Raw genomic sequence first — 13,369 nt, forward strand, 5'->3', positions numbered from 1 at the left:
GCGTAGTTATTTATACGCCAGAATATAGTTGGCTGTAGCTTCCACCTGGCCAGCAGTCGCCGTTTTACCCGTTACCACTTCCATTAATGCTTTGAAGTGCAGCGTTTGAGTCGTTGAGCCTGCCAGCAGAGCAACCTCATTAGCAGCACCCAGCGTGATGTTGGCTTCGGCGTTATTCAGAAGACGAACGCCCACGTTCTGTGCACCACTAGCATAGGTATTGGTCATCAGACTGGTGTCGGTCGCGTCTGTCGCTGAGCTGGTAAACGTGACATCGACTTTGGTCACTGGTGTGTCAGTCTCGTCGGCCGGATCGTCGAGCTGGCAGTTTTCCAGATTGATATCAACCGGAACAGCGGAGGACTTCTTGTTGGCATTGATCACGGCTGTGGTCACTTCACCGAGATCGATTTCTTTATCAACGCTGTCTGGTGCAATGCTGCAAGGCGCATCAATAACAACGCCTTTGAATTTGATTTTTCCCGACCCCTGCTCGGCAGCAAAGGCGGAACCCGATACTGCGGCAGCGATAGTTACAGCTAATAGAATTTTTTTACCCATATACATGAAAATATCCTTTTTCAAACGAATTCATACTCTGAATATAAGTTTCAAAACGCAAATGGAGTATATGGGAGGACGAAGGGGAGATGCGATTACTGCATCTTAAAGCTATTTTAAGATTATATTAATATATAATTAATGTTGATTGTAAGCATCGGCTAACATTCATAATATATGCAGTAACTCAGATAATAGACTGATAAAGTTTCATCATTCTATTTCTATGAGCTATATATTTTGCAAGGGCTTTGTAGGCAACAAAATAACGTATCATTTCTATCTATATCTTAACGTTTCGAAAGTCTGCCTCCGTATTATACGGAGGCAGACTAATCCTAACCGATACCTGCAGATTGCAATAACACCAGGCTTAAGCCCATGACCGACATTCCGCACAGCACGCCATAGCTGGGGTTGTTATTGGGATCGATCTCTTTCGCCAGCGGCATTAATTCATCGACGGAAAGCGCCACCATAATCCCGGCAACTGTGGCCATAATGGCGGCCATCACGACAGGGGAGACCAGGCTTCCGAGAATCAACCAGGCCAGGACACCGCCGAGGATTTCAGCCATCCCGGAAATTCCTGCCCAGAATACCGCGGTACGTTTCGAGCCCGTGGCGGCATACACCGGTCCGGCGACCGCCAGTCCTTCAGGAATATTGTGTAAGGCCACCGCCAGCGCGATGCCAAAGCCCATTTCCAGATTGCTGCTGGCCGTCACGTAGGTCGCGACCCCTTCCGGGAAATTATGCAGGCTAATCCCCAGCGTGAGCAGAACCGCCGTTCGCTTAATATTCCGCGGCACAGGCGTTACGTTTTTCTGCATTAAATCCTGGGGATGCGCGTGGGGCAGCATCCGGTCGAGGGCAAAGTAACCCAGCAGGCCAACGACAAACATGCCGTAGCCCAGCAGGGGAGACATCCCGTCGGTGCCCAGCGCAGCAGGGAGCATCTCCATCAGGGAGATAAGCAGCATGATCCCGGCAGCAAAGCCCAGCGAGAAGGCCAGCACGCGGTTTGACGGCTTCTGACCAAGCACGCCGAGGATTGCGCCGATAAAGGTCGCGGCGCCCGCCAGTATGGTCAGGATCAGAGGGACTGACATGGATTGCTCCTTATGATAATGATTATCATTAATATAAATGATTCATTTCTGGCAAAGCGAGGGGCGACCCCCGGCTTTACACATTCCTTACATTCAAAATTCCTGATGATGATCTTCACGCTTATCAGCGTTCATCTTTGTCCGATTGCGCGTAATGTAGCACCATTAAATTGACACCTTCTGTAAGGATATCATCATGACTTCTTCCCGTATGCCAGCCCTGTTTTTAGGCCACGGCAGCCCAATGAACGTTCTGGAAGATAACGTCTATACCCGCGCATGGCGTCATCTGGGCGAGACGCTGCCGCGTCCAAAAGCGATTGTGGTGGTATCTGCGCACTGGTTCACCCGCGGCACGGGCGTGACCGCCATGGAAGCGCCAAAGACCATTCACGATTTTGGCGGCTTCCCGCAGGCGCTGTATGACACGCATTATCCGGCCCCCGGCTCGCCTGAGCTGGCACAAAGGCTGGTGGAACTGCTGGCGCCTGTTCCGGTTGCGCTGGATAAAGAAGCCTGGGGCTTTGACCATGGCTCATGGGGCGTGCTGATAAAAATGTATCCTGATGCGGATATCCCGATGGTGCAGCTGAGCATCGACAGCACCAAACCGGCTGCCTGGCATCTGGAGATGGGGCGCAAGCTGGCGACGCTTCGTGATGAAGGCATCATGCTGGTGGCAAGCGGCAACGTGGTGCACAACCTGCGTACGGCGCGCTGGCATGGCGAAAACACGCCATATCCGTGGGCGACCGCTTTTAACGACTACGTCAAAGCGAACCTGACCTGGCAAGGCCCGGCTGAGGCGCATCCGCTGGTGAACTATCTGGGGCACGAGGGCGGTTCGCTCTCTAACCCGACGCCGGAACACTTCCTGCCGCTGCTGTACGTGCTTGGCGCGTGGGACGGTCAGGAGCCGGTTACGATCCCGGTCGATGGAATAGAGATGGGAAGTCTGAGTATGCTGTCGGTGCAGGTAGGGTGAAAACATGCCGGGTGGCGGCTTCGCCTTACCCGGCCTACAGGTCGCGCGTGGGCCCGGTAAGCGTAGCGCCACCGGGCAAGTTTTACTCCACAAAAATATGCGGGTAGAACCGCGACAGATCCTGCGTGATCAGCGCGCGATCTTCGCGAATGCCAATTCCGGCAGGTTGATCGTTAATGAGCCAGCTGCCAATTAGCGTATAGCTGTCGCCAAATTTCGGCAGTTGATAGAACGCCTGGACGATCATCCCTTCCTCGCCGTAAGGCCCTTCAACCGCTTCCAGCGTTTTACCGTTTTCGATGATCGACACGTTCGCGCCTTCGCGGGAGAAGATCGGCTTAACGACGTATTTCTCCATCTGCGGGTAATCATCTTCCGCAAAGTACGCTGGCAGCAGGTTAGGGTGATTCGGGAACATCTCCCACAGCATCGGCAGCAGGGCCTTGTTGGAGATAATGCTTTTCCAGGCCGGTTCCAGCCAGCGCACGCCCGCATCTTCCAGCTTGGTGGAGAACATCTCGCGCAGCATGTACTCCCACGGGTAGAGCTTGAACAGGTTGCTGATGACCTGATCCTGCATGTCCGTAAACTGACCTTTTTCACCCAGGCCGATATCCTCGATATAGAGGAACTCGGTCGCCACCTCCGCCTCGGCGGCGCAGTCCTGCAGATACTGAACCGTGCCACGATCTTCTTCCGTGTCGCGGCAGCAGGCGAGATGCAGCAGGTTGAAGCCAAACTGCTCGCGCAGCTCGGCAAAGCGCTCGATCAGCTTCTCCTGCAGGCTGTTGAACTGGTCGCTGCCTTCCGGCAGGTTTCCGGCGTTCATCTGGTCTTCCAGCCAGATCCACTGGAAGAATGCCGCTTCATAGAGGGAGGTTGGCGTATCGGCGTTGTTTTCTAAAAGCTTCGGTTCACCCACGCCGTCCCACGCCAGATCCAGGCGAGAGTAAAGCGAAGGCTGATTCGTTTTCCACGACTGGCGGACAAAGCTCCAGGTGTGCTTTGGAATACGAAACTTGGCCATCTGCTCGTCGCTGTCGATGACTTTTTCCACCACCTTGAGGCACATCTGGTGCAGCTCAGCCGTGACCTCTTCCAGCTTCTCAACCTGGGCCAGGGTGAGCTTGTAGTAAGCGTCTTCACACCAGTACGGCTCGCCGTACATGGTGTGGAAATTAAAGCCGTACTCGGTGGCTTTTTCGCGCCAGTCCGGGCGCTCGGTAATACTGACTCGTTCCATGATTAGCCGCCCATTGAGCGAGTAGAGGTGCCTGATGCACTGCGCTGCATGCTGGTCTGTTTCGCCACAGACTCACCGAACCCGCCGCGGGTGATGGTGCTGGTGGTCGCAGGCTTCGGCGCCATCGCGGTTTTCGGTACGGTTACGGTGCGGCCCGGAGTCGCTGCACCGTAGCCTTTACCGCTGGCATCGGTATATTGACCGTAAGCCGGGCTGGCCGGGTTTTTCGAGCTAAACAGCGGCTGCTGCTGGTAGCCCGCACCGCCGCCCATCAGACGGCCCATCATGTAGCCTGCCATCAGCGGCATCCAGAAGCTGCCGCTGGACTGCGCCTGTGCCTGATTTTCAGGTGCCGTGCCTGCCTGAGCCGGTGCCTGCTGGCACTGACCTTCACCAAATTCCGCTACGCAGTCTTCGCGTGAGGCATATTTCGGCGCGGTGCGTTCCGCTTCTTTCAGCGCGTTGGTGTAGGCCGTTTTACATTCGGCCGCTTTGCCGGTTGCGGCGGAGCAGTCGTCCGCGTTTTGATACAGCGAAACCGTTTCATCGTTTTTCTCACAGCCTGCCAGCATAAAGACAGCGGTAACCGCCAGCGCAACAGGGGTGAGGTGACGTGCATTCCAGCTCTTGCGGAACGACGCGTGATTGATCGTTTTTGTCCGTTTCATGTTTGTCTTCCAGGACCCAGTGGTAATAACGCTCAGGATAGAGGATGAGTGGTTGAAAATGAAGCGAAGAGGGGCGGAATCAGGGGGATCTTTACGTTGGCTTACGTTCGAGGGGGATTTTGCGCCGGGTGGCGCTGCGCTTACCCGGCCTACGATTCAGTAGGCCCGATAAGCGAAGCGCCATCGGGCAATGCTTAGTTACGGAACGGATTGTTGCCCTTGCTGGCAGGCGCTGTGGTGCGCGCGGCAGCAGGCTGTGCAGCAGGGGTAGTGCCGTTAGCGTTGAAGTTATCAACCGCGGCAACCTGCTCCGGGTTCTCCGGTGCAACGCTGTCCGGAGAGGTGGAGACCGGCTTGCCCAGTGCGCTGTTCAGCATCTGCAGGTCTTGCTCGTTCAGCGTACCCAGAGCCTGCTTAATGTTCAGCTGGTTAATCAGGTACTGATAACGCGCGCTGGAGAGCTGCTGCTTCGCGTTGTACAGCGTAGTGGTGGCGTCGAGCACGTCAACGATAGTACGTGTACCGACCGAGTAACCCGCTTCCATCGCGTCCAGGGAGCTCTGTGCAGACACAACGGCCTGTTTATAGGCGTTGATGCTGCTGATTGAGGCGTTCACGTTGTTGAAGGATGAACGTACGGTCTGCACCACGTTACGATGGGCGCTTTCCAGCTGCTCGCTCGCGCCAACAAAGTTGTACTGCGCCTGTTTCACCTGGGAGTTAACCTGACCGCCCTGATACAGCGGCAGGGAGAAGCTCAGGCCCACTTTGTTCTGACCCATATTGCTGTCGTCATACTGGGCAGAATTGGTTTTAGAGCCACTGTAGGTGGTGTCAGAAACGCCGGTAGAGGCGCTCAGGCTCAGGGTTGGCAGATGGCCGTCCTGCGCCTGACGAATCTGCTCGCGGGCCAGGTCCTGGTTCAGACGCGCCTGCAGCAACGTCAGGTTGCGGTTTTCCGCCTCTTTCAGCAGGGCGTTAACGGCCTGCGGCTTATCCGTTTTGAAGCTGTCGACGTTCAGGGAGGCCAGCTCAGGATAGTAGTTCCCGGTCACCTGGCGCAGGGATTCCAGCGCGTTGTCGAGGTTATTACGCGCGGTCACTTCGTTGGCCAGCACGGTGTCGTACTGTGAACGGGCGTTCTGCACGTCGGTGATCGCCACCAGACCCACGTTGAAGCGCTGGGTGGTTTGATCTAACTGACGGTAAATGGCCTGTTTCTGCGCTTCGGTGTAGGAGAGCGCGTCAATGGCGCTCAGCACGTTGAAGTACGCCGTAGCTGTGTTCAGGATCAGCGTCTGCTGGTCGGTCTGATAGGTCACATCCTGGATGCCCGCGCTCTTTTCCTGCAGGGTCAGGGCACGCCATTTGGACATATCAAACAGCGTCTGTGTTAATTGCAGTGAGGCACTGGTAGCATTGGAGTTTACGCCGTTAGCGTCGCGGAAACCGTTGCTGTAGGTATAATCTGCACCTAACCCTAACTGTGGCAGCAAGGGGCTACGCGCTTCGTTAATCTTTTCAAACGCAGCATCACGATCGGCCGCTGATTTACGTAAATCAGGGTTGCCCAGACGTGCCTGCTGGTAGACCTGTAACAGGTTTTCCGCCTGGCTCATTGCACTGAAGCCCGTCAGGCTCAGGCCGATAAGGATGGGGAGCAATTTCTTCATTTGCATTCCTTGTTGTGAAGCAGTATTAGCGCTGATCTAATTAAAAAATAATTGCCGATTCTAACAGAATCATCCACACCAAAAGGTTGGCGTTACGTGCCATCTGGCGGTAATTTGCACCAATCTACCATATAGCCTTACAAACGGCAGCCAAACAGCCTTGAAATTCACAATTTCATCACCATTGCTACCAGGACTCGACTCATGCAAAAACCAGAAAAGTTGCCCGTGACATTCGCCAAAAACGATGTAGAAATTATTGCACGAGAAACGCTTTATAGCGGTTTTTTTTCAATGGATCTTTACCGTTTCAGGCATCGCCTGTTTAACGGTGAAATGAGCGGCGAAATCAGACGCGAAATTTTTGAGCGCGGGCATGCGGCAGTCTTGCTACCCTTTGACCCAGTGCGTGACGAAGTCGTGCTGGTGGAGCAGATCCGCATCGCCGCTTATGACGTCAGTGAGAGCCCGTGGCTACTGGAGATGGTGGCCGGGATGATCGAAGAAGGCGAGACGGTTGAAGACGTCGCCCGGCGCGAGGCGCTGGAAGAGGCGGGGCTGGTGGTGGGCCGCACCAAACCGGTGTTGAGCTATCTGGCGAGTCCGGGTGGCACCAGCGAACGCTTATCCATTATGGTGGGCGAAGTGGACGCCACGACCGCAGAAGGGATTCACGGTCTGGCTGATGAAAACGAAGATATTCGGGTTCATGTGGTGAGCCGGGAACAGGCTTATCAGTGGGTAGAAGAGGGGAAAATCGACAACGCAGCGTCTGTCATCGCCCTGCAATGGCTGCAGCTGCATTATCAGACATTACGAAACGAGTGGAAAAAATGAAGCGCTATACGCCTGACTTCCCAGAAATGATGCGCCTGTGCGAAACGAATTTTGCACAATTGCGCCGCCTGCTGCCGAGAAACGACGCACCCGGCGAAACGGTAAGCTATCAGGTGAGCAACGCGCAGTATCGATTAACGATAACAGAATCAACGCGCTACACTACGCTGGTGGAGATTGAGCAAACGGCACCCAGCATTAGCTACTGGAGCCTGCCGTCGATGACGGTACGCCTCTATCACGACGCGATGGTCGCTGAAGTGTGTTCAAGCCAGCAGATCTTTCGTTTCAAGGCGCGGTATGATTACCCGAATAAAAAGTTGCATCAACGCGACGAAAAGCATCAAATTAACCAGTTTTTAGCCGACTGGCTAAGGTATTGTTTAGCACATGGAGCAATGGCGATTCCGGTTTGTTAGCGTCATAAACCTACCTAAGGACACCATTTGGAAAGCCTGTTGAACCTGACTGTTGCTGGTGGGGCGCCAGTCAGGATATTACAAATCACCGATACCCACCTTTTTGCCGAAAAGCATGAAACGCTGCTGGGGGTGAATACCTGGGAGAGTTATCAGGCGGTACTGAGCGCCATTCACGCTGAAAACCGTGCATGCGATCTGATTGTCGCAACGGGCGATCTGGCGCAGGACCAATCTTCCGCGGCCTACCAGCATTTTGCTGAAGGCATCGCGAGCTTTAGCGCGCCCTGCGTCTGGCTGCCGGGTAACCACGATTTTCAGCCCGCAATGTACAGTTCTCTCCAGGATGCGGGGATTTCTCCGGCGAAATGTGTTTTTGCGGGTGAACAGTGGCAGATCCTGCTGCTGGACAGCCAGGTGTTTGGCGTCCCGCACGGTGAGTTAAGCGAGTTTCAGCTCGACTGGCTTGAGACCAAACTGGCGGCTGAACCTGAACGTCACACGCTGCTGTTGCTTCATCATCATCCTCTGCCGGCGGGCTGCAGCTGGCTCGATCAGCACAGCCTGCGCAACTCCGCGGCGCTGGATCGCGTGCTGGCGAAGTTCCCGCGGGTGAAAAATCTGCTGTGTGGGCATATTCACCAGGAACAGGATCTCGACTGGAACGGACGCCGCATGCTGGCGACGCCGTCGACCTGCGTTCAGTTTAAGCCGCACTGCGCCAACTTTACGCTGGATACCATCGCGCCAGGCTGGCGCTGGCTGGAACTGCATCCCGACGGCACGCTGACCACGGATGTCTGCCGTTTGACCGGCGCACAGTTCCGCCCGGACACCGCTTCAGAAGGCTATTGATGTCTACGCTCCTTTATCTGCACGGATTTAACAGTTCGCCGCGCTCCGCAAAAGCGACACAGTTTCGCCAGTGGCTGAGCGCGCATCACCCTGACGTTGAGATGATTATCCCACAGCTGCCGCCTTACCCGGCAGAAGCCGCGGAAATGCTGGAATCCATCGTGCTTGCGCACGGCGGCGAAACCTTTGGTGTGGTCGGTTCATCGCTGGGGGGATATTACGCCACCTGGCTCTCGCAATGCTTTATGCTGCCCGCCGTGGTGGTTAATCCGGCGGTACGGCCATTTGAGCTGCTGCGGGACTTTCTTGGCGAAAACGAGAACCCCTACACCGGCCAGCAATATGTGCTAGAGTCACGCCATATTTACGATCTCAAAGTTATGCAGGTCGACCCGCTCGAGGCGCCGGATCTCATCTGGCTGCTGCAGCAGACGGGTGATGAAGTGCTGGATTACCGCCAGGCAGTGGCGTATTACGCCTCCTGCCGCCAGACTATAGAAGAGGGCGGAAACCATGCTTTCACGGGCTTTGAGAATCATTTCACCCAGATTGTCGATTTTCTTGGACTGCACAGCCACTGACAATCAATGCGAATTGCTAGTTTAAATCATGACGCAAACCTATAACGCTGATGCCATTGAGGTCCTCACCGGGCTTGAGCCGGTTCGCCGCCGCCCGGGGATGTACACCGATACGACGCGCCCAAACCATCTGGGCCAGGAAGTTATTGATAACAGTGTGGACGAAGCGCTGGCGGGCCATGCCAAACGCGTTGACGTCATCCTGCATGCCGATCAGTCGCTGGAAGTTATTGACGACGGGCGCGGCATGCCGGTGGATATCCACCCGGAAGAGGGCGTCCCGGCCGTTGAGCTGATCCTCTGTCGTCTGCATGCGGGCGGTAAGTTCTCCAACAAAAACTACCAGTTCTCCGGCGGCCTGCACGGCGTGGGGATTTCCGTCGTCAACGCCCTGTCCAAACGCGTGGAAGTGAACGTCCGTCGCGATGGTCAGGTCTACAACATCGCGTTTGAAAACGGCGAGAAGGTGCAGGATTTGCAGGTTGTCGGCACGTGCGGCAAACGCAACACCGGCACCAGCGTCCACTTCTGGCCTGACGAGAGTTTCTTCGACAGCCCGCGCTTTTCCGTATCCCGCCTGACGCACCTGCTGAAAGCCAAAGCGGTGCTTTGCCCGGGCGTGGAAATCACCTTTAAAGATCACGTTAACAATACCGAGCAAACCTGGTGCTACGCCGATGGCCTGAACGACTACCTGTGCGAAGCGGTAAACGGCCTGCCAACGCTGCCGGAAAAACCGTTCGTCGGCAACTTTAGCGGCGATACCGAAGCGGTGGACTGGGCGCTGCTGTGGCTGCCGGAAGGCGGCGAGCTGCTGACCGAAAGCTACGTTAACCTGATCCCCACCATGCTCGGCGGGACCCACGTCAACGGCCTGCGTCAGGGGCTGCTGGACGCGATGCGCGAATTCTGTGAATACCGTAATATCCTGCCGCGAGGCGTGAAGCTGTCGGCGGAAGATATCTGGGACCGCTGCGCCTACGTGCTCTCCGTGAAGATGCAGGATCCGCAGTTTGCCGGTCAGACCAAAGAACGTCTGTCGTCACGCCAGTGCGCGGCGTTCGTCTCCGGCGTGGTGAAAGATGCCTTTACCCTTTGGCTGAACCAGAACGTTCAGGCGGCGGAGATGCTGGCCGAAATGGCGATCTCCAGCGCCCAGCGTCGTCTGCGTGCGGCGAAAAAAGTGGTGCGTAAAAAGTTGACCAGCGGCCCTGCGCTGCCGGGCAAGCTGGCAGACTGTACCGCGCAGGATCTCAACCGTACCGAACTGTTCCTCGTGGAAGGGGACTCGGCGGGCGGGTCGGCCAAGCAGGCGCGCGATCGTGAATACCAGGCGATCATGCCGCTCAAGGGTAAGATCCTGAACACCTGGGAAGTGTCTTCAGACGAAGTGCTGGCCTCGCAGGAAGTCCACGATATCTCGGTCGCGATCGGTATCGATCCGGACAGCGACGATCTGAGCCAGCTGCGCTACGGCAAGATCTGCATTCTCGCGGATGCGGACTCCGATGGTCTGCACATCGCCACGCTGCTGTGCGCGTTGTTTGTGAAGCACTTCCGTACGCTGGTGAAAAACGGTCACGTCTACGTGGCGCTGCCGCCGCTGTACCGTATCGATCTCGGCAAAGAGGTGTACTACGCGCTGACGGAAGAAGAGAAAGCGGGCGTGCTGGAACAGCTGAAGCGCAAGAAGGGCAAACCGAACGTGCAGCGCTTTAAAGGGCTGGGCGAGATGAACCCGATGCAGCTGCGCGAAACGACGCTGGATCCGAACACGCGCCGTCTGGTGCAGCTGACGATCAGCGATGAAGACGAACAGCAGACCAACGCCATGATGGATATGCTCCTTGCCAAGAAACGTTCGGAAGACCGTCGTAACTGGCTGCAGGAGAAAGGCGATATGGCGGATATTGAGGCTTGATGCCCTCACCCTAACCCTCTCCCGCAGGGAGAGGGAATGGATCGCAGGCCCGGTAAGCATTAGCGCCACCGGGCTTTTTTACATCAAAACGCCATCTTCACCGTAAACTGCACTTCGCGAGGGTCGCCAATCTGGTTGCCCAGGTTGTTGGTCGCAATGGACGAGGTGTAGTAGGTCTTATCAAACAGGTTCTTCACGTTCACCTGCAGCGTCACCGGATACTGCAGCTTCATCTTATAGGCCGCAAAGGCATCCGCCACAAAATAGCCCGGCAGATAATAATCCGCGCCGTTGGTCGCTGAACGACGGCTCACGCCGTGTCCGCCACCGCCCAGCGTCAGGGTATTCCCGGCAAACGCATTGTGAATATCGTACGTCAGGAACAGGGAGCCGGTGTGGCGCGGCACGTTCGGCAGCGGTTTGCCCGCGTAGTCCGGGTCTTCCAGCACCTTCGCGTCGGTGTAGCCGTAGCTGGCGATAATATTGGTGTTCTCGGTCAGCGATCCGGCAAGATCCACCTCCACGCCCTGGGATCGCACGCGGCCCGCCGTTTTGGCAATGGTTTCACCTCCCACGCTTTCGTTGTACAGCACGTTGCGTTTGTGGATATCAAACAGCGCGATATTGGCGGTAACGCCGTCGAACAGGTCGAACTTCGCGCCCACTTCGTAGGCGTTTGAGGTTTCCGGCGGCAGGTCGCCAATGTAACTTGCAATGGACGACTGCGGCATAAACGTCTGCGAGTAGTTGGCAAACAGCGAGACGGATGGCGTGAGCTTGTAAACCAGCCCCAGCTTTGGCGTCCACTGTTCGTCGCGGCTGTCGGTGTTGACGTTGAACGGACGACCTTTGCCCGCGTACTGGGTGTAATACTGATAGCGCATCCCGGCGACGGCGATCCACTTATCCGTCAGGTACAGGGCATCCTGCGCGTAGGCCGAATAACTCTCCTGTTTGAGCGTCTGGTCGCTGTCTGCGGCGGAGACGGTTGTACACTTGTTGAGTTTGCCGTAAACCGGATGGTAGATGTTGAAACCTTTGACGTTCTTACAGCGCATCATGTCCGTACGCAGCAAATCGTAATTCTCATACGACACGCCGGTCAGGATCTCATTGTAAAAGCCTGCAATATCCACATTCCCCTGCAGGTCCGCGCGGGTGCTGTGCATGCGCTGTGTCGAGCCCTGGGTCGCATCCACCCGGCGGGTCAGGGTGCCGGTTTTTGCATCGTAGGCCATCACGCGGGCCTGGTTGTCGCTGTATTTATCCTGGCTGTAGCTGTAGTCGAACTTCGCGGTCCACTGGCTGTTGAGGCGGTATTCCGCGTTGAGCTGCGCCAGATCGGACTGACCATCGGTCACGTTAAACGGCTCGTCAAAGCGGGTTTTGCGATCGACATCAACGGCCTTTTTGGTGTTGAGATCGAAGATCGTTCCGCGATCGAACGGCGTTTTATAGTCGCGATGCGAATAGAGCACGGTCACGGTGGCATCATCGCCGAACCAGGTGAGCGACGGGGCGATAAAGGTGCTGCGTTCGTTGCCAAAATTACGCCAGTAATCTTCGTCCTGATACTCACCCGTGAGGCGATACGCCAGGCGCGTACCGTCGATCGGGCCGGTCACATCGACCTGTCCGGTGCCGCCGCCAAAGCTGGAGGAGGTGGCGGACAAAGAACCACCGAAGGTTCTCTCCGGGCGTTTGGTGACGACGTTAATCAGGCCGCCCGGATCGAGAATGCCATACAGCGTTGAGGCCGGGCCTTTAAGCACCTCCACGCGCTCGGTGGCGGCGTTAAAGCTGCGCGGCAGGACGGTGCGCAGGCCGTTGGTCATGATCGAGCCGTCCCGGTTCGCGCCAAACCCGCGGCGCACGAAGGCATCCTGCGTACCGCCGAGGGTATTCGTCTGGACCACGTTGCTAACGTTGTAGAGCGCCTCATCCAGCGTGGTGGCGTGCTGATCCTCCAGCACTTTATCGCTGACGGTATTCACCACCTGCGGGATATCCAGCATCGGCATGTTGGTCAGCGTTGCGGTGGAGGTGTTCAGCGGCTGGTAGCCGTTGGTGGCTTCCGCCGGCGTATTTGGATCGGCAGTGACGGTAAGCGTTTCGCCGTCTTTAGCCGCGGTGGTGTCCGCCGCCTGGGCCAGCGGCGCCATAAACAGCAGTGAAAAGAGCGCGCGCCCTTTTACCCCAGAGAGTGAAGGTGTGAACGTAGCCATTACATCTGTTTTCCCAAAATATCCGTGAATCACCTTCACGGAAGAATGTGTGAGTCATTGCCCTTTTATGCTCTGCTCGTTAGCCAGAACCGGCATCGAACATGTAATTGAGAATCATTCAATCATGCGGGAATGTAGTAGTAAATGAAAAATGATAAAAATCGGCTACATGCATGAAACGCAACGGGAAAGTACAAGGGTAATGAATTATTTAATTGAAAAATAATGATTTGTTAATTTTGTGGTCTGCATGGTAACGCTCCGTTACCCCTGGTTTTTTCAGGGTGTT

The 13,369-nt window shown here is 56.0% G+C and carries 12 protein-coding genes; 6 read left to right on the plus strand and 6 right to left on the minus strand.

What is annotated here, in order from left to right:
- Window positions 1-6: 6 nt before the first annotated feature.
- Both LLF79_RS12390 and zupT read right to left on the minus strand, forming a co-directional pair.
- Window positions 7-567: a fimbrial protein gene (locus LLF79_RS12390; protein ID WP_227879578.1), complete on the minus strand. Its 561-nt coding sequence runs from the start codon at window positions 565-567 to the stop codon at window positions 7-9.
- Between the two features lie 332 nt (window positions 568-899).
- Window positions 900-1,673 carry a zinc transporter ZupT gene (gene zupT, locus LLF79_RS12395; RefSeq protein ID WP_008502969.1) on the minus strand — a complete coding sequence of 258 codons (774 nt, stop codon included), beginning with the start codon at window positions 1,671-1,673 and terminating at the stop codon, window positions 900-902.
- Between the two features lie 196 nt (window positions 1,674-1,869).
- On the opposite strand from zupT, the gene ygiD reads away from it, so the two are divergent.
- Window positions 1,870-2,658 carry a 4,5-DOPA dioxygenase extradiol gene (gene ygiD / locus LLF79_RS12400; RefSeq protein WP_032675511.1) on the plus strand — a complete coding sequence of 263 codons (789 nt, stop codon included), beginning with the start codon at window positions 1,870-1,872 and terminating at the stop codon, window positions 2,656-2,658.
- An 82-nt stretch (window positions 2,659-2,740) separates the two neighbouring features.
- Here ygiD and LLF79_RS12405 read toward each other — a convergent pair whose 3' ends face one another.
- From LLF79_RS12405 to tolC, 3 genes are all read right to left on the minus strand, one after another.
- Complete coding sequence (locus LLF79_RS12405; RefSeq protein ID WP_227879579.1) at window positions 2,741-3,901, minus strand: glutathionylspermidine synthase family protein; 1,161 nt, start codon at window positions 3,899-3,901, stop codon at window positions 2,741-2,743.
- 2 nt (window positions 3,902-3,903) lie between these two features.
- The gene (locus LLF79_RS12410; RefSeq protein ID WP_008502972.1) at window positions 3,904-4,569 is read right to left on the minus strand and encodes a DUF1190 family protein; all 666 of its coding nucleotides are present in this window, start codon (window positions 4,567-4,569) and stop codon (window positions 3,904-3,906) included.
- 194 nt (window positions 4,570-4,763) lie between these two features.
- Complete coding sequence (gene tolC / locus LLF79_RS12415; RefSeq protein ID WP_032664451.1) at window positions 4,764-6,242, minus strand: outer membrane channel protein TolC; 1,479 nt, start codon at window positions 6,240-6,242, stop codon at window positions 4,764-4,766.
- A 204-nt stretch (window positions 6,243-6,446) separates the two neighbouring features.
- Here tolC and nudF point away from each other — a divergent pair, with 204 nt between their 5' ends.
- The 5 genes from nudF to parE are packed head-to-tail and all read left to right on the plus strand — an operon-like array spanning window position 6,447 to window position 10,855.
- Complete coding sequence (gene nudF, locus LLF79_RS12420) at window positions 6,447-7,079, plus strand: ADP-ribose diphosphatase (RefSeq protein ID WP_008502974.1); 633 nt, start codon at window positions 6,447-6,449, stop codon at window positions 7,077-7,079.
- On the plus strand, window positions 7,076-7,498 hold the full coding sequence (locus LLF79_RS12425) for a DUF1249 family protein (protein WP_003862516.1): 423 nt from the start codon (window positions 7,076-7,078) through the stop codon (window positions 7,496-7,498). The genes nudF and LLF79_RS12425 overlap by 4 nt, the downstream gene beginning before the upstream one ends.
- A 27-nt stretch (window positions 7,499-7,525) precedes the next feature.
- Window positions 7,526-8,353 (plus strand): 3',5'-cyclic-AMP phosphodiesterase, encoded by an 828-nt coding sequence (cpdA, locus tag LLF79_RS12430; RefSeq protein WP_227879580.1) that lies wholly within the window; start codon window positions 7,526-7,528, stop codon window positions 8,351-8,353.
- The gene (gene yqiA, locus LLF79_RS12435; RefSeq protein WP_032675509.1) at window positions 8,353-8,934 is read left to right on the plus strand and encodes an esterase YqiA; all 582 of its coding nucleotides are present in this window, start codon (window positions 8,353-8,355) and stop codon (window positions 8,932-8,934) included. Before cpdA ends, yqiA begins: the two co-directional genes overlap by 1 nt.
- Before the next feature lie 28 nt (window positions 8,935-8,962).
- Complete coding sequence (parE, locus tag LLF79_RS12440; RefSeq protein ID WP_008502977.1) at window positions 8,963-10,855, plus strand: DNA topoisomerase IV subunit B; 1,893 nt, start codon at window positions 8,963-8,965, stop codon at window positions 10,853-10,855.
- An 83-nt stretch (window positions 10,856-10,938) separates the two neighbouring features.
- On the opposite strand, the gene LLF79_RS12445 is transcribed toward parE, so the two are convergent.
- A complete protein-coding gene (locus tag LLF79_RS12445; protein ID WP_227879581.1) occupies window positions 10,939-13,080 on the minus strand; it encodes a TonB-dependent siderophore receptor in 2,142 nt (713 codons plus the stop codon).
- Between the last annotated feature and the right edge of the window lie 289 nt (window positions 13,081-13,369).

The organism is Enterobacter cloacae complex sp. 2021EL-01169 (genome assembly GCF_020733125.1).
Taxonomy (GTDB): domain Bacteria; phylum Pseudomonadota; class Gammaproteobacteria; order Enterobacterales; family Enterobacteriaceae; genus Enterobacter; species Enterobacter roggenkampii.